Genomic DNA, 21,498 nt, shown 5'->3' with positions numbered 1-21,498 from the left:
GCATGTTGACGCAGGTTCAAGCAGCCCCGGGTGCCGGGCTGGACGCATTCTTCAAGGCCCAGGGCGTGGCCGTGATCGGCGCCTCCGACGACGTCACCAAGATCGGCGGCCGCCCCGTGCAGCTGCTGCGCAAGTACGGCTATGCCGGCGCCATCTTTCCCATCAATCCCAAGGGCGGAACCATTCAGGGCCTGCCAGCCTACGCGTCCATCCTCGAGACGCCGACGGCGCCGGAACTGGCGATCGTGGCGGTGCCCGCCGACGCCACGCTGCAGGCCGTTCGCGACTGCGCCAGCCGCGGCGTGCGCGGCGTGATCGTGCTGTCCACGGGCTTTGCCGAGGCCGGCCCCGAGGGTGCCGCCCTGCAGGCCGAGCTGGTTCGCGTGGTCCGCAACCATGGCATGCGGCTGCTCGGACCGAACTGCCTGGGCACCGTCAATGTGGTGGACAAGCTGGTGGGCTCGTTCTCGATCGCCCTGGAGCAAAGCATGCCGCCCGCCGGGCACGTGGGCATCGTCTCGCAATCGGGCAACATCGGCAGCTTCACGATGCGGAACATGGCCGACCGTGGTCTCGGTGTGAGCCGCTTCATCGCCACCGGCAACGAAGCCGACGTGGACGTGGCCGACGGCATTGCCGCGCTGGCGCAAGATCCGGCCACGCACATCGTGCTGTGCTGCATGGAAACCTGCCGCCATGCCGGCCGTCTGATCGAGGCGCTGGAGATGGCACGCCTGCAGAAGAAGCCGGTGATCGTTCTCAAGATCGGAGCCACCGAGCAAGGCCAGGCAGCCGCTGCCTCGCACACCGGCGCGTTGACCGGTTCGGACGCGGTGTTCGATGCCGTCTTCCGCCGCCATGGCGTGCTGCGTGTGCGCTCGTTCGAAGAGCTGCTCGATGTGGGCCACGCCGCCGCACTGCTGCGCACGGATCGCCTGCCCACCACCGACGCCGTGACCCTGGTCGCCGCGTCCGGCGGCTTCGGCATCATGATGGCGGATGCCATGGTGGAAGCCGGCATGACGCTGCCACAGCTCGCCGATTCGACCAAGGCCCTGATCCGCGAGGCCGTGCCGACCGCCGGCACCAACAATCCGGTGGATGCATCGGCCCAGATGTCGGCACGGCCCGACATCCTGCTGAAGATGCTGACCGCGCTGCAGAACGATGCGAACGGCAGCACGCTGGTGCTGCTGCTGGCCCTGTCGCTGTACAACCCCAGGCTGCGCGGTGTGTTCCTGGAGGCCCTGTCCAAGATCCGCGCCAGCCATCCCGATCGCCTGCTGATCATCATCAGCCAAGGCCCGGCGGATGCGGTGGCCGAGATCAACGCGCTGGGCATCCCGGTGTTTCCCGGCATTCCGGCGGCCGCCAAGGGCCTCGCGGGCCTGGTGAAGCTCGGGCAGCTCGGCACCTTGCCTGCCGCCGCCACCTATGCCGGCCCGGTCGACAAGGTGGACGCGGCCGTATTTCGCAACGAGTTCCATGCCAAGAAGGCGTTGGCGGCTGCAGGCATCAGCGTGCCGCGCGAGGAGGTCGTGACTTCGGCCGACGCGGCCGTGCGCAGCGCGCGGGCCACGGGCTACCCCGTCGTCCTCAAGATCGCGTCGGAAGACATCGCCCACAAGACGGAAATCGGCGGCGTTGCGCTGGACCTGCAGGACGACGCGGCCGTGCGGCAGGCCTATGCCCGCCTCCTCGCCAATGCCGAGGCGCATGCGCCCAAGGCGCGCGTGGACGGCGTGCTGGTGGCGCCGATGGTCCGCGGCGGCGTGGAGCTGATCGCCGGTGTCTCGCGCGATCCCGTGTTCGGCCCGGTGGTCATGGTGGGGCTCGGCGGCATCTATGCAGAAATTCTCAAGGATGTCGCTGTCCAGGTGGCGCCCGTCTCCGAAGACGAAGCCCTCCGCATGATCCGCAGCCTCAAGATGTTTCCGCTGCTGGATGGCGCTCGTGGCCAGGCGAAGGCGGACGTGGCCGCTGCCGCCCGCACGGTGGCCAGGCTTTCGGAGTTTGCCTGCCGCCATGCCGAGGACGTGGCCGAAATCGACGTGAACCCCATCCTGGTCAAGCCCGAGGGCCAGGGCGTTCTCGTTCTGGACGCACTGATGGTCCCGACCGCCGGCAACGGCTCTGCACATTGAAGGCGCTCATGCACATGGAAAAGAACCCGGCCATTCCGGACGCTGCAGCAGGTCCGGCCGTTTATCGCCAGTACGCCCGCCAGTGGCTGCGTGCCAACCTGCCGGAGCACATGCGTGCGGACAGCGTCGGCTACCGCACGCCGACGCTGGACGAATGCCGCGACTGGGAGGCGTCCATGTACGCGGCCGGCCTGGCAGGCATGACGTGGCCCAAGTCCTATGGCGGGCTGGGCCTCACGCTGCGCGAGCATCTGGTCGTCAACAAGGAGGTGGGCGCGCTGGCCATGCCCGAGAGCGTGAGCTCGATCGGCAAGGAGCTCGCGGGGCCCATCATCCAGACCGTCGGCACGGAAGAACAGAAGCAGCTGTTCCTGCCGCGCATCCTCTCGATGCGCGACTACTGGTGCCAGGGCTTCTCCGAGCCGGACGCAGGCTCCGACCTGGCGCGCCTGCGTACCAAGGCCGTGCCGGAGGGCGACACGTGGCGCATCAACGGCCAGAAGATCTGGACCAGCGGTGCGGCCAAGGCGCACTACTGCCTGCTGCTCACCCGCACCGGCACGGTGGCCGACAAGCACCGCGGCCTGTTGATGTTCGCCGTGCCCATGGACACGCCCGGCATCCGGGTCGTGCCCATCAAGTCGATCGACGGCAAGGAGTCCTTTGCCGAAGTCTTCTTCGACAACGTGGAGGTGCCCGACAGCGCGCGACTGGGCGCGCCGGACGAAGGCTGGAATGCGGCCATCCGCGTGCTGTCCATCGAGCGCGCAACCAACCGCATGTACCGTGCGTGGCGCTTCGAATGCGAACTGCGCCAGCTCATCGCCGCGTGCAAGTCCGATCCGCGACTGGCGACGCTGCTCGACGACGGCTACTACCAACGCCGCATTGGCGAGGTGGTGGGCGAGATCGACGCGCTCAAGGGCCTGGTCGAGCGCACGGTCGACCACATGATGGCGGGCAACAAGATCGGTGCCCGGGGCTCGCTGACCAAGCTCTTCTGGTCCGAGTGCCACCAGGCCTTCGCAGGACTGGCGCTGTCGATCGTCTCCCATGTGAACCCGCGCTCGAGTGCGCTGGCGCAGCGGGCCCGCAAGGCCTTCACCACCAGCTACCTGTACGCCCGTGCCGAGACCATCTACGCCGGCACGACCGAAGTGCAGCTGGACATCATTGCGCAACGCATCATGGATTTGCCGAAGGACCTCTGAATGTCAGACAACGATCTCAAGCCCGAGGAGTTCGCCCAGGCTGCGGCCGAGGCGATCACCGATGCGCAGACGCGCGACTTCCGCGAGGCCGCCCAGGTCCTTGCCAACGCAGGGCTGTGCGGTGTGTGCGCGCCCGAGGAGGCGGGCGGCCTTGCGCTCGGCATCGAGTTCGCGCTGCCCATCGTGGCCGAAGCCGGCAAGCTGCGCCTGCAATGGCCGCTGCTCGAAACCATCCTGATCGCCAAGGCGCTCGGCGGGTCCGCGCTGGCGGCAGAGCTTGCCAGCGGCGCGCGCGTCGCCACCTGGGCGCTGCAAGGCAGTCTCCAGGAGCGGTTGGCGGGGCAGGCCCGCCACGCCAGGGACAGCGACTGGGTGCTGGTGGCCGATGGCCAGGGCGGTGGCGCCCTGCTGGATCTGGGCTCGGTCGAGATCCAGGAGGACGGCGCGCTCGACCCGGAGCACCCCCAGTCATGGCTGGTGCTCGACAGCGCCAAGGTGCTGGCCGAACTCGATGCCGCCACCTTTGCAGCCCTGCAGCGCGACAGCCACATCCTGATCGCCGGCTTCGTCAACGGCGCCGCTGAAGGGGCCCTGGCCACCACCGCCGCGTACATGTCGACCCGCGTGCAGTTCGGACGGCCCCTGTCGGCGAAGCAGGCCGTGCGCCACCTGCTGGCGAGGATGCGGATGTTGCAGGAAGCCTCCAACGCGGGCATCCAGCGCGTGCTCCGCACCGATGAGTACGACCACGTGCGCAGCACCCGGCCCATCCTGGTCAATGCCTTGGCGAGTGCGGCGTTCGTGCTCGAGAAGTCCATCCACCTGCACGGCGGCATGGGCTTCACGTGGGAGCTGCCCTTGCATTACGCCCTGCGCGAGGTACGCAAGTTCGACGCGGCATTCGGCTCGGGATCGCTCGCCCGCCAGGTCGGACAGGACTTCATCCATTCCATATGAATCGAGGACGACGAATGAATCAGGATCTGCTGGGCCGCGTGGCCCTCATTACCGGCGCGGGCGCCGGCATCGGTCGAGAAACCGCCTTTCAGATGGCCGCGCGTGGCGCCATCGTCTGCGTGAACGATCTAAAGGAAGAACTGGTCGCCCCCGTGGTGGAGGAGATCAAGGTGCGGGGAGGACAGGCCCTTCCCATCGCGCTGAACATCGCCAGCCGCGAAGGCATTCGCGAGGCGATCCAGCGCTCGTTCGAGCACGCAAAGCGCTTCGACATCCTGGTCAACAACGCGGCCTGGGTGCGCTACCAGGCGATCCCCGAAATCATGCCGGAGACCGTGGATCGCATGCTGGATGTGGGCTTCAAGTCCGTCATCTGGAGCCTGCAGGAGGCCGTCACCCTCATGGACCCGCAGCGCGGCGGCTCGATCGTCAACGTGGCATCGGTGGCGGCCCTGCGCTCGGCCGCCAACTCGGTGGTCTATTCCGGCATCAAGTCGGGCATTCTGGGCATCACCCGCGCTGCGGCCGCAGAACTAGGCGCGCGCAACATCCGTGTCAATGCCGTGTGCCCATCGGCCGTTCCCACCGAGGGCACGCAGCGCAACCGCAATGTCGAGCGCGATGCCAACCGCATTGCCCGCACGCCGCTGGGCCGCCTGGGCACGGTCGAAGACATCGCCCGCAGCATCTGCTTCCTCGCCAGCGACGACGCAGCCTTCATCACGGCGCAGGCACTGACGGTGGATGGCGGCATCACGGTGACCAACATCTGAGGCATGCAGGACGCGCGGATGCAGACGGTCCTGATCACCGGCGCCGCTTCCGGCATCGGGCGAGACACCGCACGCCTGTTTGCCGCCGCGGGCTGGCAATGCGTGCTGGTCGACCACAACGAGCGGGCCTTGCAACAGCTGGGAGAAGACCTGCCGGCCCCGGCTTCCGCCGCGCATGTGTTGCGGACCATCGACCTGACCGACGCGCAGCAGATCGCAGGCCTGGGCGACGGCACCCCCGCCTTGGACGCCATCCTCAACAACGCCGGCATGTCCGATGCCTCCAACACACCACTGGCTGAACAAGGGCCGGCACAGATGGGCCGGTTGCTCGCACTCAATCTGGCAGCGCCCGCGGCGGTGATCGAGGCCTGTGCCCACCTGCTCAAGCCCGGCGCGCGCGTGGTGAATGTGGCGTCGGGCGCGGGCCTGCTTGCCATTCCATGGCGTGGCGCCTACAGCGCGAGCAAGGCCGGGCTCATCGCCCAGACGCTGGCCTTGGCCAAGGCACATCCCGAGTGGTGCGTGACGGTGCTCGCCCCAGGGTTCGTGCGAACAGAACTCGTCGACGGATTGATTCAGGCGGGTCGACTCAACCCCGAAGGCGCGGTCGGAAAGATTCCGCTCGGCCGCATGGCGGCGCCCGAAGAAATGGCGCGGGCGTTGTATTTCCTGGCCAGTCCCGGAGCAGCGCCGTTGAGCGGGCAGATGCTGGCAGTGAATGGCGGCTCTTCCATCTATGGCGGCAGCCAGCGCTTCGCACCTGCGACGCTGGCGCCGCTGTCCTTGGACATGCCCCTGCAATTGGAAGTTTGCGGCGAGGGTGGTGCACCGTGGCAAGCCGCGGCCCAGGCACCCACGGCACAGACGCACTATGCGGCCCGCCTCGATCTTTCGCCGCTGTCCTGCGGACCCACTGGCGTTCTGCAGGCAGTGCATGCCGCGGCCGCGCGCTTTGCGGCCTGCCACCCGCAGCAGGCCAGCCTGACGCTGCTGCTCCCCACGCCGGAAGTCGGCCATTGGCGAGACGCGGGCGATGGCGCCGCGGCACGCATGCTGGTCTCCACCCTGGCCTGCGAATGGGGCCATCGTGCGCTGCGCATCAATGCACTCGAAGTACCGAGGGATCTCGAACCCCGGTCGCTGCACCCGCTGCTGCGTTTCGTCTGCGGCCCGGCCGCCCAATACCTGACGGGGCAAACCCTCATTGGCCGCGGCGCCGCGCGAAAGGACACGCGATGAACATGCAAGCAGAGACGGTGAGCGATGCCGAGCGGGCGCAGACCAAGGCGTTCTTTATTGCCGAGCGCGGCTACTGGCGCCCGTGGTGCGAGACCATGCTGGCGGCGTGTCCCGGCTTCGTGCAGCACTACGCACGCTACGCCGGCTATCCGGCGCACACGGGGCCGCTGACGCAGCGGATGGTCGAGCTCATCTACGTGGCGCTCGACACCTCTTCCTCCCATCTTTTCGAACCGGGCTTGCACACCCACGTGAAACGGGCACTCGAAGTCGGTGCCACGCAGGCCGACATCTTCGATGTGCTGCACCTCGTTGCCGTGCAAGGGATTGCCAGCGTGTGCCAGGCCACCGACATCCTGGCCGAGTTCACCGGCTCGAGCGAAGCGACGGCCATTGACGAGCATCTCCAAGCGCGAATCGATTCGCTCGGTCCCGCGCATGCACTCGCGCTGACCTCCGTCGCACGGATGGATCCCGGCTATGCCCATGTGCTTCTCGACTTCGTCGAGCACGGTTGCCCGGGTGCAGGCCTGACGCCGGCGGAGCGCAGCCTGGTGCAACTGGCATTGCATGCCTGCTTCACGGCCTTCAACCCGGGCGCGATCCGGCAGATCGTGGCCACGGCATTGGCCCAACAGCTGACACCGGCCGAGCTGCTTCAAGCCATTCAGCTGGGCGCCCATCTGGCCGTGCATGGCACCGCGCTGGGGACCAATGTCCTGCGGCAGGTCGCACCTTCTCCAAGCTCGACGTGATGGGGCGCCGGCTTCGGCCGTCTGGTGCTTCCCGCCTCGCTGCATCGCGGCCAGAATGACGGACCCCGCACGCCTTTCTCATGACTGCACGACCTCATTCAGAACACGAGCTCGCCGTTTTCATCGGCCGCTTCCAGCCCTTCCACAACGCTCATCACGCACTGCTGCGCAAGGCGCTGGAGTCGGCAGCGCGCGTGGTGGTGGTGATCGGCTCGGCCTTCCAGGCGCGCTCGCCGAGGAATCCGTTCACCTGGCAGGAGCGGGCAGAGATGATCCGCCTGACGCTCGCCGAGGCCGACCGGCCGCGCGTGCACTTCGTGCCGATGCGCGACCACTTCGACGAGGAACGCTGGATCGCCGAAGTGCGGCTGGCCATCGATGCGGCACTCGCTGAACAGGGCGCGGCGCCCGCATCGGCCGACGGAACGGTGCTGATCGGTCATGTGAAGGACGCCACGCGCGACTACCTTCACGGCTTCGACGGGTGGACGCTGCAGACCGAGCCGCGCGTGCACAGCGCGAGCGCGGCCACGGTTCGCGATGCAATCTTCGGCGGCGCGAAAGCGATGCCCGAGGTGCTGGCACGCGCACTGCCGCCCGGTACGCTCGCCTTCGTGCGTTCCTGGATGGCGACGCCCCTGCATGCGTCACTGGCCCAGGAATGGGAGCTCCTGCGCCAACACGACGCTGCCTGGTCGGTGGCGCCCTATCCGGTGGTGCTGGTGACGGTGGATTGCGTCGTCAAATGCAGCGGGCACGTGTTGCTGATCCGCCGCGGCCATGCGCCCGGCAAGGGGCTGCACGCGGTGCCGGGCGGGTTCCTGGAGTCGCGCGAAACAACCTTGCAATCCGCGCTGCGCGAGCTCGAGGAAGAGACGCACCTGGATTTGCCCCCTGCCCAATTGCTCGCGTGCCTCGCCAGCACGGAGGTGTTCGATCGACCTGATCGCAGCCAACGCGGCCGCACCATCACCCACGGCCACTTCTTCGACCTGGGCGACCTGCAGGCGCTGCCTGGCATACGCGCGGACGACGACGCGGCCGCCGTGGCGTGGGTGCCGATCGCGGCACTGCCCGGGCTGGAGGACCAGCTCCTGGACGATCACTTCCAGATGCTCGACCATTTCCTGGGCCTGCTGCCGCGCCCCCTTATCGGCACCTGACGCGCCCTGCTGCCGATCCGGCTCGGCGGGCGCCGACTAGGCGCAGCGCACGCCGACGATGCGGCCGTTCGACTCGATGTCGACGATCAGCCGGTTGACATCGAAGGGCGTCTCCGGCTCCGTCACCAGCACCGCATGCGCGCGGCGTGCACCGCTTCGCATGCGCATCTCTTCCAGCAGGGGGGCGGTGATGCGCCGGCCCAGACCGAAGCGGGCGCGCGCCGCGGTGCAGCGCGACGGCGCATCGACGAAGGTGGGCGGTGGCGGCGCTTCGGACGAGAGCGGTCGTGGCTCCCTGTGGATCTGGCATCCGGCCAGCATGACGAACGTCAGCAGAAGCACCGCCCGGCATGCCGGCACGCGCGATCCGCGGGGAGGTTTCATGTCCGGCGCGGCAGCAGTGCGGCGACGGGACGGCCGAGCGCTTCGTCGGCCGGCGTTCCGGCATGGAAGGGTGTGCGGGCCTGCTTGCGCACGCTCAGGAAGACCACCGACCACAGCACGATCTGCATGAGGGCGAAGTAGATCGCCAGGATCAGGCTGTCCACGTGTCCGCCTTGTGCGCGGAAGAGAGCAATGGCCAGAAGGAACAGCGCGAAGACGCAGAAGGAACGGAGCCATTTCGATCTGCGCACATGCGAGAGGCGCAGGATTCGGAGGAGGCCGGGGAAGCGCCGGAGCTCGCGGCCTTGGGCCTCCGCCTCCTGCAGAAAAGGCACGACGAGAAAATTGACGGCAATCAACAGAAGAATGGTGTCCATGAGTCGCCCAATCGCTGAACAGGCGCGAATGGTGCCGGCCTCAGACCGTTCGAAAAGTTCGACGCAACAATTCGTGAGATTTACCCAGCCCCTGGCCCGCGTGAACGCGCAATCGTCCACGCGCTGCACGGCACCGAAGCAGCGCGGGCACGTTGATGACGTTGTAGGTCAGGACCCACGCGAGCGCATTGCCTTCTCCGGCAGGAAACACGGGGCTGACGTCTAAGCTGTATCAACTGCCAACCAAAAGGCTCCCAAGGTGTCTGGGGCCTTCCTGCGCAACAGTTTCCTCCTCCCCGGCGCCCCTGGCGCCGTTGCACAGCGCCCTGCGGGGCGCTGTTTTTTTGGGCGTTTCGAATTCAGTGCGTCTTCCGCCACAAGGCCTGCACGTCTGCATGCAGCGACAGCGCCCAGGCGCGCCGGTCGCGGCCCCAGGAGGGCTGGAGTTCACCGAAGCGAACGATCGCGACCAGCGGCGGCGCCTTCAGCACCCGCCAGAGCGAGGTGGCGAGGTTGTCGTCGTCGATGTAGCGCGGCGCCAGGCTGGTCGTGCCGCTGGCTGCATCGGCGAAGCGCAGGGCCATGGGCTGCACCGGGGCACCGGAGGAAATCGCGGCCTGAAGCAGATTCGCATGGAAGGGCAGCAAGGTGCTGCCGTCGCCCGTGGTGCCCTCGGGAAAGACCGCGATCACATCGCCTCGGCTGAGCGCCTCGGTCATGCTGTGAACGACGCGCAGCGCATCGCGCCGGCGCTCGCGCTCGATGTAGAGGGTGCCGGCGCCGTTGGCGAGGGTGCCGATCAGTGGCCAGTGCTGCACGTTCGACTTGGAGACGAAGCGCACGTGCCGCGCTGCGTGGACCGTGAGGATGTCCAGCCAGGACACGTGATTGCTCACCACCAGAACCGGCCCTCCATCGGGCGGCGTGCCCTGCACCACCAGGCGGATGCCCATGATCGCGAGCATCCGCTTCGCCCATGCCTGCACCTCCTGCTCGCGCTCGGCCTGGGAAAGCTTGGGGAACCTGCTGCGGATGGTCCACCAGCCGCGATGCGCATGGGCCAGCGCGCGTACCAGCTTCAGCACCGCAGACAAGGACTGCATCGCGCGGCGTGCGGCCTCAGCCGTGGACCAGCCGGCCGCCGACCATCGTATGCCGCGCCTTTCCGAGCAACGCATAGCCGCCGAAGGGCGTGTGCTTGCCCTGGCTGCGCAGCGCCTCGGGCAACACCTGCCATTCGAGCGTGGGATCGACGACGCAGAGATCGGCCGCCGCGCCCGGCGCAAGGCGCCCTGCTTCGGCGGCGCCGATCAGCCGCGCCGGCGCGGCGCTCACGACCTCGATCGCGCGCGCCAGCCCGGCGCCGCTTTGCTCGCCCCACTGCAGGGCCAGCGGCAGCAGCAGTTCGAGCCCGGTGGCGCCCGGCTCGCTCTCGGCGAAGGGCAGGGTCTTGGCATCGGCCTCCACCGGCGTGTGGTCGGACACCAGCGCGTCGATGGTGCCGTCGGCCAGCGCCGCCGAAAGGGCCTCGCGGTCGCGCTGCTGGCGCAGCGGCGGATTGAGCCGCGCACGGCTGTCGAAATAACCGATGTCGGTATCGGCCAGGTGCAGCGAGTTGATGCTGACATCGCAACTGAGCGGCAGCCCCTCCGCCTTGGCCGTGCGGACCAGTGCGACGCCGGCGGCGCTCGACAGGCGGCACAGGTGCACGCGTGCGCCGGTGGCGCGCATCAGCTCGATGATGGTGAAGAGCGCGATCGTCTCGGCCGCCACCGGGATGCCGGACAGGCCGAGGCGCGTGGCGAGCGGCCCGCTCGCGGCCACGCCCTGGCCCAGATCGCGATCCTGCGGCCGCAGCCAGACCGTGTAGCCGAAAGTGCTGGCATACAGCAACGCGCGCTGCAGCACCTGCGTGTTGTGGAGCGGGACATCGGCCTGGCTGAAGCCGATGCAGCCGGCCTCCGTCAGCTCGGCCATTTCGGTCAGCACCTCGCCCTTCAGCCCGCGCGTCAGCGCACCCAGCGGGAACAGGCGCGCACTGCGCATCTTCTCGGCGCGGAACTTGAGCATCTCGACCAGGCCGGGCTCGTCGAGCACCGGGTCGGTATCAGGCGGGCAAACCAGGCTGGTCACGCCGCCGGCGGCAGCCGCGGCCATTTCGCTCTGCAGCATGCGCTCGTGTTCGTAGCCCGGCTCGCGCAGGCGCGCCGCCAGGTCGACCAGGCCGGGCACGACCAGGCAGCCTTGCGCATCGAGCGTGCGCTCCGCGCCGAAATCGCCCGGCGTGCTGCCGATGGCCAGCACCTTGCCGTCGGCAATGGCCACATCGGCCTGCTTGTCCAGGCCTGTGGCCGGATCGACCACGCGACCGTTGATGATCAGGGTTCTCATGCTTCGTTACCCGCCACGATGCTCATGACGGCCATTCGCACTGCAATGCCGAAAGTGACCTGCGGCAGGATGACGCTCTGCTGCCCGTCGACCACCGCGGAATCGATCTCGACCCCGCGATTGATCGGGCCCGGATGCATCACGATCGCATCGGGCTTGGCGAGCTGCAGCTTCTCGGGCGTCAGGCCGTAGGTCTTGAAGAATTCCTGCGACGAAGGCAGCAGCGCCCCGCTCATGCGCTCGTTCTGCAGCCGCAGCATGATGATCACGTCGCAGTCCTTGATGCCTTCCTCGAGCGTGTGGCACACGCGCACGCCCATCTGCGCCATGTCGCCCGGCACCAGCGTCTTGGGGCCGACCACGCGCACCTCCGCGCAGCCCAGGGTGGTGAGCGCATGGATGTCGGAGCGGGCCACGCGCGAGTGCAGCACGTCGCCCACGATCGCCACCGTGAGGTTGGCGAAGTCCTTCTTGAAGTGGCGGATGGTGTACATGTCGAGCAGCCCCTGCGTCGGGTGCGCATGGCGGCCGTCGCCGGCGTTCACCACGTGCACGTGCGGCGCCACGTGCTGCGCGATCAGGTAGGGCGCGCCCGACTCGCTGTGCCGCACCACGAACAGATCGGCCGCCATCGCGCTCAGGTTGGCGATGGTGTCCAGCAGCGACTCGCCCTTGCTCGCGGAGGAGCGCGCGATGTCGAGGTTGATCACGTCGGCCGACAGCCGCTTGGCCGCGATCTCGAAAGTGGTGCGCGTGCGCGTCGAGTTCTCGAAGAAGAGGTTGAAGACGCTCTTGCCGCGCAGCAGCGGCACCTTCTTGACCTCGCGGTCGCTCACGCTGGTGAAGTTGGCGGCGGTGTCGAGAATCTGGGTGACGATGGCCTTGGGCAGGCCCTCGATCGAGAGCAGGTGGATCAGCTCGCCGTTCTTGTTGAGTTGTGGGTTGCGCTTGTAGAGCATCAGGCTTGCTCCACCTGGAAGCTGAAGGCGCCCTGCTCGTCACGTGCAAGAGCGAGCGATTGCGATGCCGGCAGCGCCAGCCTGGCCGCGGCGAAGTCCGCTGCCACCGGCAGCTCGCGCCCGCCGCGGTCGACCAGCACCGCGAGCCGCACGCAGCCCGGCCGGCCGAAGTCGAACAGCTCGTTGAGCACCGCGCGGATGGTGCGGCCGGTGTAGAGCACGTCGTCGAGCAGCAGCACGTCGGCGCCGTTCACATCGAAAGGCAGCGAGGTCTGTGCCGTCGCGGCCAGGCCCCGGCGCGCGAAGTCGTCACGGTGCATGGCCGACGAGATGATGCCGGGTGAGCCGGACAGCCCCAGGTCCTTCTGCAGCCGCTCGACCAGCCAGGCGCCGCCCGAGGTGACGCCGACCAGGCGCGTGTCCGGTCGCATCAGCGATTTGACGCCGCGCAGCAGCTCGAGGTAGAGCGCCTCGGCATCGAGGGCCTCGGCGCTCGGCGCGGGCTCGCGGTCCGTCGGGGGGGCGCTTGCCCCCCGGGGCGGCCCTTCGTTGCTCGGAATGACATTCACGGGAGGTTCCTCAGAAACTGTTCAAGGATGATGCAGGCCGAGGCCGCATCGGCATCGCGCGCGCCTTGGGCCAGGGCCTCGGTCGTGCTGTAGCGCTCGTCGACCTCGTAGACCGGCAGCCCGAAGCGTCCCTTCAGCTGGCGCGCGAAGCGCTGGGCGGCACGGGTGTTGTCGTGCGGGGCGCCGTCGGGGTGGTAGGGCACGCCCACCACCAGCGCATCGGGCTGCCACTCGCGGATGCGGGCACCGACCTGGGCGAAGCGGGCATCGCCCTCGGCCCGGATGGTGGCTTGCGGCGTCGCGCTTCGCAGCAAGCGGTTGCCGCTCGCGACGCCGGTGCGCTTCTGCCCGAAGTCGAAGGCCAGGAAGCTTTGGAAATGGGAAGGAACGGAAGCAGGAGGGGCGGGGGTGTCGGGCATCGGCTCGCCCCTCACGCGTGCCCCGCGTCCGGCGACAGGGTCCAGGCCTGCAGGCCGAGCAGCGACAGGGCCTTGTCGTAGCGCTGCTCGATGGGCGTGTCGAAGATGACCGCCGGGTCGGCGCCCACGGTGAGCCAGCTGTTCTCGGCCAGTTCGGACTCCAGCTGCCCCTCGCCCCAGGCGGCATAGCCCAGCGAGACCAGCACCTTGCGCGGCCCGGCGCCAGTGGCCAGGGCCTCCAGCACATCCTTGGAGGTGGTCATCTCCAGCCCGCCGGGAATCGTCATGGTCGAGGCGTAGACCGACTCGTTGGGCTTCTCGCCTTCCCCGAACACCGGCTCGTGGAGCACGAAACCGCGCTCGGTCTGCACCGGGCCGCCTTGGAACACCGGCGCGCTGCCGAGTTCGGGGCGCGCCAGGCGCAATTCGATCTTTTCGAACAGCACGCCGAGGTTGATGTCGCTGGGCTTGTTGATCACCAGGCCGAGCGCGCCGCGCTCGCTGTGCTCGCAGAGGTAGACGACGCTGCGGCTGAAGGCCTTGTCCGTCAGACCCGGCATCGCGATCAGGAAGTGATGCGTGAGGTTCATCGGGGCAGAATCGGAGGCCATGCCGCCGATTTTACTGGCCGCCGACAAGACCTACGCCAAGGGTCTCATGTGGTTCCGCCGCGACCTGCGGGTGGACGACAACGCGGCGCTCTACCACGCGCTGCGCGCCTGCCGGCAACTGCTGTGCGTTTTCGTCTTCGACCGGGCGATCCTCGATGCGTTGCCGCGGGCGGACCGCCGCGTGGAATTCATTCGCGAATCGCTGGTCGAGCTGGCGGCCGAGCTGCGCGCCCTGGGCGGCGGGCTGATCGTGCGCCACGCGGTGGCCGAGGACGAGATCGCGCCGCTCGCGCGCGCCCTGGAGGTGCAGGCGGTCTTCGCAAACCGCGACGACGAGCCCCAGGCGCTGGCGCGCGACGCCAAGGTCCTGGGTGCGCTGGCCAACGGCGGCATCAGCTTCCACACCTACAAGGACCACGCGGTCTTCGAGCGCGATGAGTTGCTGACGAAGACCGGCCAGCCCTACACCGTCTTCAGCGCCTACAAGCGCGCCTGGCTCGGCAAAGTGGATGGCTTCTACCTGAAGCCCTACCCCGTGCGCAGCCACGCCGAGGCGCTGGCGCCCGCCCCGCGCCACGACTGTCCGCGGGTGCCTGCGCTGGGGGAGATCGGCTTCGAAAAGAGCAACCTCTCCGAGCTGGAGATCCCGACTGGCAGTCGGGGCGGCGCGGCGCTTTTCGAGGATTTCTTCCAGCGCGTCGACCGCTATCACCAGACCCGCGACTACCCGGCCGTGCGCGGCCCCAGCTATCTCGGCGTGCATTTGCGTTTCGGCACCGTGTCGGTCCGGCAGCTGGCGGGCGTGGCACACCAGCTTTCGCTGCAGGGCGACGCCGGCGCCTCGACCTGGCTGGGGGAACTGATCTGGCGCGACTTCTTCTTCCAGGTCCTCGCGCACCACCCCCAGGTCTGCGAAGGCAAGAGCTTCCGGCCGGAGTACGACCGGATCCAGTGGCACCACGGCAAGCACGCGGACACGCTCTTCGACGCCTGGTGCCGCGGCCGCACCGGCTACCCGCTGGTCGATGCCGCGATGGCGCAGATCGACCAGAGCGGCTACATGCACAACCGCCTGCGCATGGTGGCGGCCAGCTTCCTGTGCAAGGACCTGGGCCTGGACTGGCGGCGCGGCGAGCGCTACTTCGCGCTGCAGCTCAACGACTTCGAGCTGGCTTCCAACAATGGCAACTGGCAATGGGCCAGTTCCAGCGGCTGCGATGCACAGCCCTATTTCCGGATCTTCAACCCCGTCACCCAGAGCGAGCGCTTCGATCCGGACGGGAAGTTCATCCGCCGCTACCTGCCTCAACTCGCGAAGCTGCCCGGCGCGAGCATCCACGCGCCGTGGACAGCGGCGCCGTTGGAACTGGAAGCGGCCGGGGTGCGGCTAGGCGACAACTATCCGTTGCCGATCGTCGACCACGCCGAGGCGCGCGAGCGCACGCTGCAGCGCTATGCCGTGGTGCGCGAGGCGAAGCGTGGAAGGAAGTGCGGCGCCTGAAGCGCCGCCCGCGCCGGACCGCTCAGGCCGCCATGGCCTGCGGCGTCTCGACACTGGTGTAGTGGCGTACCAGACGCAGCAGCTCGTCTTCGGCGTAGGGCTTGCCGAGGTAGTGGTTGACGCCCAGCGCGCGCGCATGGTCGTGGTGCTTTTCCGCGATGCGCGAGGTGATCATGATGATCGGCAGACCGGCCAGCGAAGCGTCGGCGCGGATGTTGCGCGCGAGGTCGAAGCCATCCATGCGCGGCATCTCGATGTCCGACAGCACCACCGCCGGCCGCTCCTGCTGCAGCCGCTCCAGCGCCTGCAGGCCATCGGCCGCCAACGACACGCGGTAGCCTTCGCGCTGCAGCAGGCGCTGCGTGACCCGGCGCACGGTGATCGAGTCGTCGACCACCAGCACCAGCGGGATCTGCGGTGGCGCCGCGGGGGTTGCCACGACATCCGCACCGCGCGCCGAGGCGGCGGCCGATGCGCCGCTGGTCTGGAACTGCCGCGCCTGCTCGCCATGCACCGCGGCCAGGGCCACGGGGTTGTAGATCAGCGCGACCGCACCGGAAGCCAGCACCGAGATGCCGGCCATGCCCGGCAAGCGCGAGAGCTGCGGACCGAGGTTCTTGACCACCACTTCCTGGTTGCCCAGGACTTCGTCCACATGCAGGGCCACCCGCTGGGCCGCGCTTCGCACGATGACGACGGTGTTGGTCTTGGCGATCCCGCGCTCGCTGCGGGCGGAGGACTGCAGCAGTGCGCCGGCCCAGAAGAAGGGCACCTGCTCGCCGCCGAAGGGATAGCGCTGGTTCAGGTAGGCGGTCTCGAGGTCGGAGGCACCGGCGCGCTGCACCAGTTCCACCAGGTTCGATGGCACGCCGATCGACGTGGCGCCGGCACGCAGCATGACCACGTGCGTCACGGCCGTGGTCAGCGGCAGCACCAGCTTGAACTGCGTTCCCTCGCCCGGCTTGCTCTGGATCTCGATGCGACCGCCGAGCGCCGCGACCTGCGCGCGCACCACGTCCATGCCGATCCCGCGGCCAGCCAATTCGGAAACCTGTTCGGCGGTCGAGAAGCCGGGAGTGAAGATCAGCTCCGCCGTTTCGTCTTCGGTGGGATGGTGGTCCGCGGCGATCAGGCCGAGCGCACGCGCGCGCTCCAGGATGCGCCCGTGGTTGAGCCCGGCGCCGTCGTCACGGAAACTGACCGAGACGTCGTTGCCCTCGTGATGCAGCTCGATGGCGATCAGGCCGCTCGGCTCCTTGCCGGCCTGCTCGCGCGTCGCCGCGTCCTCGATGCCATGCGCGACGCAATTGCGCAGCAGGTGCTCGAAGGCGGGCGTCATGCGGTCCAGCACGCCACGGTCCATCTCGATGGTGCCGCCGACGATGTCCAGGCGCACCTGCTTGCCAGTGTCCTTGGAGGCCTGCCGCACGACGCGGTAGAGGCGCTCGGAAATGCCTTCGAACTCCACCATGCGCGTGCGCAGCAGCCCGCGCTGCAGCTCCCGCGTCTGGCGCGCCTGGGCGCTGAGGTCGTCTTCCGTCGACTGCACGGTCTTCTGCAGCGTGCGCTGCACCGTCGCCACGTCGTTGACCGATTCGGCCATCATGCGCGTGAGTTCCTGCACGCGCGTGAAGCGGTCGAACTCGAGCGGATCGAAGCCTTGCTGCGAATCCTTGGCCTGGGCCAGACGCGACTGCATCTGGCTCTCGGCCTGCACCTCGATGTCGCGCAGCTGCTGGCGCAGGCGATCGAGGTTGCCGGTCAGGTCGCCGAGCGAGCTGCGCAGCTGGCCGAGTTCAGCCTCCAGGCGCGAGCGGGTGATGATGACCTCGCCGGCCTGCGCCACCAGGCGGTCGAGCAGGTGGGTGCGGATGCGCACGGCCTGGCTGGACAGCGGCCGCAGCGGCGTGAGCGCCGACGGCGAGGGCATCGGCAGCGCAAGGCGCGACGCTTCTTCGGCCGCATCACCGGCGGCGGGCGAGACTTGCTCGACGGAAGCGTCCGCCTCCGGCGCTTCGCGCGCCTCGACGACAGGCGCCGGGGCCGGCGCGGCAACCGCCCGCTGTGCCAGCTCGCTCTGCATGGCATGGTCGGCCTCGCGCAGCGCATCGAAGGTCGCCTGCAGCGCATCGAAGCGCGTCAGCAGCTGTTCGAGGGCGGCACGGTCCGCCCCCGAGGCACCGATGGACTCGATCTCGGACTCCATCCGGTGGGCGCGCTCGCCCAGGCGCATGGCACCGGCCAGCCGGGCGCTTCCCTTGAGCGTGTGCAGCGTGCGCAGCGTGGAGGCGCGCGGAGCCGGGTCGTCCAGATGCTGCGACCATTCGCGCAGCGCGGTGCCCAGCTGCGGCAGCAACTCGGCCGCCTCCTCCTCGAAGATCGGGAACAGGTCGACGTCGACGGCATCGGCCACGTCGATCGCGTCCTCGCCCTCGTCGAGCGCCACGTCGCCGGCACCGGTGCGCGGCGCGGCCACGGTGGTGCCTGCGGCGGTCTCGGCGATCTCGAGCGGCATGGGCGACGCCGCCACCTCGCGCAGCGCCTGCAGGGTCGCGGCGGCGGGTTCCTTGAGGAAGCCGGCCGCGAATTGATGCAGCAGGCGCCGCAGCTCGTCAGCCGCCGCCACCAGTACTGCGCCCTGCGCCGGCGTGCCGCGGCCCTGCATGTGCAGGTGCGTCAACGCGGCCTCGAAGGAACGCGCCATGTCCGACAGGCCCTGGAAGCCGACGGTGGAAGAACTGCCTGCCAGCGAATGGGCCAGGTTGATCGTCGATTCGGGCACGCGGTGATTCGATTCGAGCGCCCACTCGCCCACTTCATGAGCGAGCTGCCGCGACCACTCGTCGGCTTCGACGAGATAGACGTTGTAGAGCGCGATGCCGATGCGCAGCGGGCCGATGACCTTGACCTGGTCGTCGGCGCCCGGCGCGGGCAGCATGTCGAAGGGGGCGGCCGCCGCAACGCCGGGGGCCTCGGCGAGCGCTTCGGCTTCGAACTTGGCTTCCGCTTCGGCTTCGGGCTGCGGCTCGGCCGCGGGCTCCGGCGCAGCCGCTGGCGCGGCGGCCAGCGCCTGCGACTCCGGCTCGACCGGCGCTTCGACGTGCGGCTCGGCCAGCGATTCGGTCGCCGGGTCGAGGCGCAGCTCCGGCGAGAGCTCCGGCAAGGCTTCGGACGGGGTCTCTTCGACCGACGCCTCTTTCAGCAGAGGCACCGGAAGCGAATCAGGCTCCAGCGCGACGGGCGCCTCGGCGGCCGGCATCGCCAATGCGGGCTCGATGCTGACATGCGCGGTTTCGAGGAAGTCGATTTCTTCCAGCTCGGGCGGCAGTTGCGGCTCTTCGGACGGCGGCGTGGGCCTGCTGTCGAAGTCCAGGAAATCGGTCGCGGCGAAATCGTCGTCCGAGGCCGCAGGCTGTTCCGGCGCCCCGGCGCTCGCGAACTCGGGCTCGGCCGCCGGTGGCGTGACCACCTCGGGCGCATCGAAAGTCAGGGGCCCCAGGTCCAGATCGGGCAGCTCCGGCAGGGGCAGCGGCTCGGGCATCGCGCCCGGGGACGCCTTGGCTTCGACCTGGATCTCCTCGGCGGCGATGTGGCGCGCTGCCGCGAACAGGGTATCGGCGTCAGCCACGGGTGCGGGCGGCGCCAGCGGCTCGCCGGTGCGCAGGGACTCCGCCACGCTGCAGAAGGGGGCGGACTGCCAGCCATGGGGCTCGTTGGCCGCGATGGCCTCGACCCATTTCGCGAAGTCGGTCAGGGCGCGGCGCGTGCCGGCGAGCAGCTCGGGCGTCGCGGGACGCTGGTCGGCCAGCCAGGTGTTGAGCACCTGCTCGAAGGACCAGGCGGCTTCGCCGAAATCCATCAGCCCGACCATGCGTGAGCTGCCCTTGAGCGTATGGAAAGCGCGGCGCAGCACGGTGAGCTCGCCGTTGTCGTCCGGTCGCGAGCCCAGCGCCGAGACGGCGGCCAGGCCGTTGTGCAGCACCTCGCGGGCCTCGTCGAGGAAGATGTTCTGGAGATCGTCCTCCTCCAGCTCCCGCACTTCCGTGTCGGGGAGCGCCTCCAGCGGCGCAGGGCCGGTGATCTTGGCGGTCCAGCTCGCGGACGGGCGGCGGACTTCCTCGATGGGGGGCGGCGGCACCTTGCGCGACGGCGTCGCCAGCGCGGCGAGCTTGGCCGCAATCTGAGCATCGACCTCCTCCACGCTGAGCACGGACTCGGTGACGGAGACCGGTCCGGAAGCGGAGGCGAAGGAGACGGGCGCGGCCACCTCGGCTGCGGCCGCCTCGGCGGCCTGGCGACCCATCAGCGGCTTGAGCTCGCCGGCTGCGGCGTCGAACATGAACAGACGCTTGGCCAGCGCCGGCTGGTAGCTCAGCATGTCGATCAGGAAGCCGAGCGCGCCCAGGTTGTTGCCCAGTGCGTCGAAGTCCACGGCATCGGCGGCGGACGGGGCCTCCGCCAGCAGGCGGTCGACGTTCTCGCGCATGCGCTGCACGGTCTGGGCGGCCTGGTCGAGGCCGAGCACCGAGAACACGCCCTTCATCTGCAGCAGCTGCGTCGGCACGGTGCGCAGCAGGCCCTTCTCGGTCGGGCGGCGGAAGAACTGGTCGAGTGATTTCTCGAGCTCGCTGAGGTGGCTGCGCAGCTCGCCGACCACGGTGCCCATGGTCTGGCGATCGCTCACGCGGCGGTAGAGCTCCTCCATCCAGGGCTCGAGCGGCTCCGAGCGACCGCCTTCGCGTGCGCGCTCGATACGGCCGGCCAGCTGGACGGTCCGCGCCGTCAGCTGGCGGTCGTGCGGATCGAGATCCTCGAAGGCCGCCTCGAGATAGAGCACGGAGGTCGCGACCTCCATTGCCAGCTCGGTCGCCGGCGGACGGCCGGAGCGCATGGAGGCATCGACCGCGTTGTTCAGGGCCTGCACCATCGGCTGGCTGGGCGGATGCAGCTTCTGCAGCGACTCGCCGAGTTGCACGAAGGTGTCGGCCACCTGGCGCGTGCGCGAGACGTCGCCCCCCGCGAGGGCCGACCACATCTCCTTGGCGGTCTCGATCCGCTTGCGCGCCTGCATCAACACCTGGGGGTCGAAGCGGCCGAACTGCTCGATCGTGTAGTCGACCTTCTGCTCGTTGGCCACACCCCACGCCACGCGCACGGCGCGCAGCGTGGCAGCCTCGTCGCGCGGACCGGGCACGGCCTGCGCACAGAAGAACAGCAGGTCCTGGCCGAGCCGGTCGGAGACGGTGTTGTCGCCGCGCGCCAGGGTGGCGTACTGCAGCAGCACGCGCGAGGCTGCGCGCTTGACGTGGGCGTCGGCGGGAATCAGTGCCAGCGCCAGAGCCTCGAAGAAGCCGGCCGCCAGCGTCCAGAAGCTGGCCACGCGCGGCACCGAGGCGCCCCGGCCCAGGCTCAGGCACAGCGCCTGCAGCCGGCGGGCGGCCTGATCGTCGCCGTTCTTGACGATCTTGAGCACCTCGCGGTCGAGCTTGGAGCGCACCGCGGGGTCGTACACCATCGCGGTCTGGGTCGGCGAGGGCTTGATCTCGGCCCAGCGCCAGTTCATGTCCCAGAGATCGGCCGGATGCACCCGCTCGTTGCCCACGAGCTCGAGCACGTCGCGGTACTGCGGGAACAGCGCGACCGACGACACGGTCTTGCCGGCCAGCAGCGCATTGAGGAAATCGGCGACGGCGAAGCCCGCGCGGTCGATCTTCTGGGCCGCGGCGTCGGTGCAGCGCGCCGGCTCGGTGACGAAGCTCTGGACGGCGAACTCCATCGCCCCCAGTACCAGCGCGGGCGCCGAGTGCCCCACCATCTGCAGTGCGCCGACGGCCTGGTGCAGCTGCTGCCGCGCCAGGCGCAAGGGCGCGGTGTCGGCTTCGACGCTGCCGCTGCCCTCGCGCGCGAAGCGCTTCAGCGTCTTGCTGGCGTTGTCGAGCGACTTCTGGATTTCTCCGAGCACCCAGGCCAACGGCCCGAGATCTTCATGGGCCGGCGCGTGACCGGCTTTCGGGGCGGTGGCGGGGCTTTGGGTCGACACGT

The 21,498-nt window shown here is 69.0% G+C and carries 17 protein-coding genes; 8 read left to right on the top strand and 9 right to left on the bottom strand.

Annotated elements, in window-relative coordinates; genetic code table 11:
• The first annotated feature begins 2 nt into the window (after positions 1 to 2).
• From J2739_RS23000 to J2739_RS22970, 7 genes are all read left to right on the top strand, one after another.
• On the top strand, positions 3 to 2,144 hold the full coding sequence (locus J2739_RS23000) for an acetate--CoA ligase family protein (protein WP_309905971.1): 2,142 nt from the start codon (positions 3 to 5) through the stop codon (positions 2,142 to 2,144).
• Between the two features lie 14 nt (positions 2,145 to 2,158).
• Entirely contained in the window at positions 2,159 to 3,355 is a 1,197-nt protein-coding gene (locus J2739_RS22995) for an acyl-CoA dehydrogenase family protein (RefSeq protein ID WP_309905969.1), read from the top strand.
• Entirely contained in the window at positions 3,356 to 4,312 is a 957-nt protein-coding gene (locus J2739_RS22990; RefSeq protein ID WP_309905967.1) for an acyl-CoA dehydrogenase family protein, read from the top strand.
• A 14-nt stretch (positions 4,313 to 4,326) separates the two neighbouring features.
• Positions 4,327 to 5,085 carry an SDR family NAD(P)-dependent oxidoreductase gene (locus J2739_RS22985; RefSeq protein WP_309905965.1) on the top strand — a complete coding sequence of 253 codons (759 nt, stop codon included), beginning with the start codon at positions 4,327 to 4,329 and terminating at the stop codon, positions 5,083 to 5,085.
• A gap of 18 nt (positions 5,086 to 5,103) precedes the next feature.
• The gene (locus tag J2739_RS22980; RefSeq protein WP_309905964.1) at positions 5,104 to 6,327 is read left to right on the top strand and encodes an SDR family NAD(P)-dependent oxidoreductase; all 1,224 of its coding nucleotides are present in this window, start codon (positions 5,104 to 5,106) and stop codon (positions 6,325 to 6,327) included.
• A complete protein-coding gene (locus tag J2739_RS22975) occupies positions 6,324 to 7,082 on the top strand; it encodes a carboxymuconolactone decarboxylase family protein (protein WP_309905962.1) in 759 nt (252 codons plus the stop codon). Before J2739_RS22980 ends, J2739_RS22975 begins: the two co-directional genes overlap by 4 nt.
• A gap of 80 nt (positions 7,083 to 7,162) precedes the next feature.
• Positions 7,163 to 8,245, top strand: a complete 1,083-nt coding sequence (locus J2739_RS22970; protein ID WP_309905960.1) for an NUDIX domain-containing protein — start codon at positions 7,163 to 7,165, stop codon at positions 8,243 to 8,245.
• 36 nt (positions 8,246 to 8,281) lie between these two features.
• On the opposite strand, the gene J2739_RS22965 is transcribed toward J2739_RS22970, so the two are convergent.
• The 8 genes from J2739_RS22965 to J2739_RS22930 all read right to left on the bottom strand — a co-directional run bounded on the left by J2739_RS22965 (position 8,282) and on the right by J2739_RS22930 (position 13,955).
• Positions 8,282 to 8,629, bottom strand: coding sequence for a hypothetical protein (locus J2739_RS22965; RefSeq protein WP_309905958.1), 348 nt, complete (start codon positions 8,627 to 8,629; stop codon positions 8,282 to 8,284).
• Positions 8,626 to 9,135: a hypothetical protein gene (locus tag J2739_RS22960; RefSeq protein WP_309905957.1), complete on the bottom strand. Its 510-nt coding sequence runs from the start codon at positions 9,133 to 9,135 to the stop codon at positions 8,626 to 8,628. Before J2739_RS22960 ends, J2739_RS22965 begins: the two co-directional genes overlap by 4 nt.
• 230 nt (positions 9,136 to 9,365) lie before the next feature.
• Complete coding sequence (locus J2739_RS22955; RefSeq protein ID WP_309905955.1) at positions 9,366 to 10,109, bottom strand: lysophospholipid acyltransferase family protein; 744 nt, start codon at positions 10,107 to 10,109, stop codon at positions 9,366 to 9,368.
• A 16-nt stretch (positions 10,110 to 10,125) separates the two neighbouring features.
• Positions 10,126 to 11,397: a dihydroorotase gene (locus J2739_RS22950; protein ID WP_309905954.1), complete on the bottom strand. Its 1,272-nt coding sequence runs from the start codon at positions 11,395 to 11,397 to the stop codon at positions 10,126 to 10,128.
• Positions 11,394 to 12,356, bottom strand: a complete 963-nt coding sequence (locus J2739_RS22945) for an aspartate carbamoyltransferase catalytic subunit (protein WP_309905952.1) — start codon at positions 12,354 to 12,356, stop codon at positions 11,394 to 11,396. Before J2739_RS22945 ends, J2739_RS22950 begins: the two co-directional genes overlap by 4 nt.
• Positions 12,356 to 12,811, bottom strand: coding sequence for a bifunctional pyr operon transcriptional regulator/uracil phosphoribosyltransferase PyrR (gene pyrR / locus J2739_RS22940; RefSeq protein ID WP_309906134.1), 456 nt, complete (start codon positions 12,809 to 12,811; stop codon positions 12,356 to 12,358). The genes J2739_RS22945 and pyrR overlap by 1 nt, the downstream gene beginning before the upstream one ends.
• A gap of 110 nt (positions 12,812 to 12,921) precedes the next feature.
• Positions 12,922 to 13,344 carry a Holliday junction resolvase RuvX gene (gene ruvX / locus J2739_RS22935; protein WP_309905950.1) on the bottom strand — a complete coding sequence of 141 codons (423 nt, stop codon included), beginning with the start codon at positions 13,342 to 13,344 and terminating at the stop codon, positions 12,922 to 12,924.
• A gap of 11 nt (positions 13,345 to 13,355) precedes the next feature.
• Positions 13,356 to 13,955, bottom strand: a complete 600-nt coding sequence (locus tag J2739_RS22930) for a YqgE/AlgH family protein (RefSeq protein WP_309905948.1) — start codon at positions 13,953 to 13,955, stop codon at positions 13,356 to 13,358.
• Between J2739_RS22930 and J2739_RS22925 the strand changes: the two genes are divergently transcribed.
• A complete protein-coding gene (locus J2739_RS22925; RefSeq protein WP_309905946.1) occupies positions 13,954 to 15,456 on the top strand; it encodes a cryptochrome/photolyase family protein in 1,503 nt (500 codons plus the stop codon). The two genes, J2739_RS22930 and J2739_RS22925, sit on opposite strands and share 2 nt — an antisense overlap.
• Positions 15,457 to 15,478: 22 nt before the next feature.
• Here J2739_RS22925 and J2739_RS22920 read toward each other — a convergent pair whose 3' ends face one another.
• Complete coding sequence (locus J2739_RS22920; protein WP_309905944.1) at positions 15,479 to 21,496, bottom strand: hybrid sensor histidine kinase/response regulator; 6,018 nt, start codon at positions 21,494 to 21,496, stop codon at positions 15,479 to 15,481.
• Positions 21,497 to 21,498: the final 2 nt, after the last annotated feature.

Source organism: Variovorax soli, assembly GCF_031454625.1.
Lineage (GTDB): Bacteria > Pseudomonadota > Gammaproteobacteria > Burkholderiales > Burkholderiaceae_C > Variovorax > Variovorax soli_A.
The sequence above is the reverse complement of the archived record's forward strand: the minus strand, read 5'-3'. Positions and strand labels throughout refer to the sequence as shown.

What these genes read in the sequence shown, in the direction of transcription:
- J2739_RS22950 (WP_309905954.1), bottom strand. Translation starts at nt 11,397, where the DNA reads ATGAGAACCCTGATCATCAACGGTCGCGTGGTCGATCCGGCCACAGGC.
- J2739_RS22990 (WP_309905967.1), top strand. Translation starts at nt 3,356, where the DNA reads ATGTCAGACAACGATCTCAAGCCCGAGGAGTTCGCCCAGGCTGCGGCC.
- J2739_RS22995 (WP_309905969.1), top strand. Translation starts at nt 2,159, where the DNA reads ATGGAAAAGAACCCGGCCATTCCGGACGCTGCAGCAGGTCCGGCCGTT.
- J2739_RS22965 (WP_309905958.1), bottom strand. Translation starts at nt 8,629, where the DNA reads ATGAAACCTCCCCGCGGATCGCGCGTGCCGGCATGCCGGGCGGTGCTT.
- J2739_RS22970 (WP_309905960.1), top strand. Translation starts at nt 7,163, where the DNA reads ATGACTGCACGACCTCATTCAGAACACGAGCTCGCCGTTTTCATCGGC.
- ruvX (WP_309905950.1), bottom strand. Translation starts at nt 13,344, where the DNA reads ATGCCCGACACCCCCGCCCCTCCTGCTTCCGTTCCTTCCCATTTCCAA.
- J2739_RS22955 (WP_309905955.1), bottom strand. Translation starts at nt 10,109, where the DNA reads ATGCAGTCCTTGTCTGCGGTGCTGAAGCTGGTACGCGCGCTGGCCCAT.
- J2739_RS23000 (WP_309905971.1), top strand. Translation starts at nt 3, where the DNA reads ATGTTGACGCAGGTTCAAGCAGCCCCGGGTGCCGGGCTGGACGCATTC.
- J2739_RS22925 (WP_309905946.1), top strand. Translation starts at nt 13,954, where the DNA reads ATGCCGCCGATTTTACTGGCCGCCGACAAGACCTACGCCAAGGGTCTC.
- J2739_RS22975 (WP_309905962.1), top strand. Translation starts at nt 6,324, where the DNA reads ATGAACATGCAAGCAGAGACGGTGAGCGATGCCGAGCGGGCGCAGACC.
- J2739_RS22945 (WP_309905952.1), bottom strand. Translation starts at nt 12,356, where the DNA reads ATGCTCTACAAGCGCAACCCACAACTCAACAAGAACGGCGAGCTGATC.
- J2739_RS22985 (WP_309905965.1), top strand. Translation starts at nt 4,327, where the DNA reads ATGAATCAGGATCTGCTGGGCCGCGTGGCCCTCATTACCGGCGCGGGC.
- J2739_RS22980 (WP_309905964.1), top strand. Translation starts at nt 5,104, where the DNA reads ATGCAGACGGTCCTGATCACCGGCGCCGCTTCCGGCATCGGGCGAGAC.
- J2739_RS22930 (WP_309905948.1), bottom strand. Translation starts at nt 13,955, where the DNA reads ATGGCCTCCGATTCTGCCCCGATGAACCTCACGCATCACTTCCTGATC.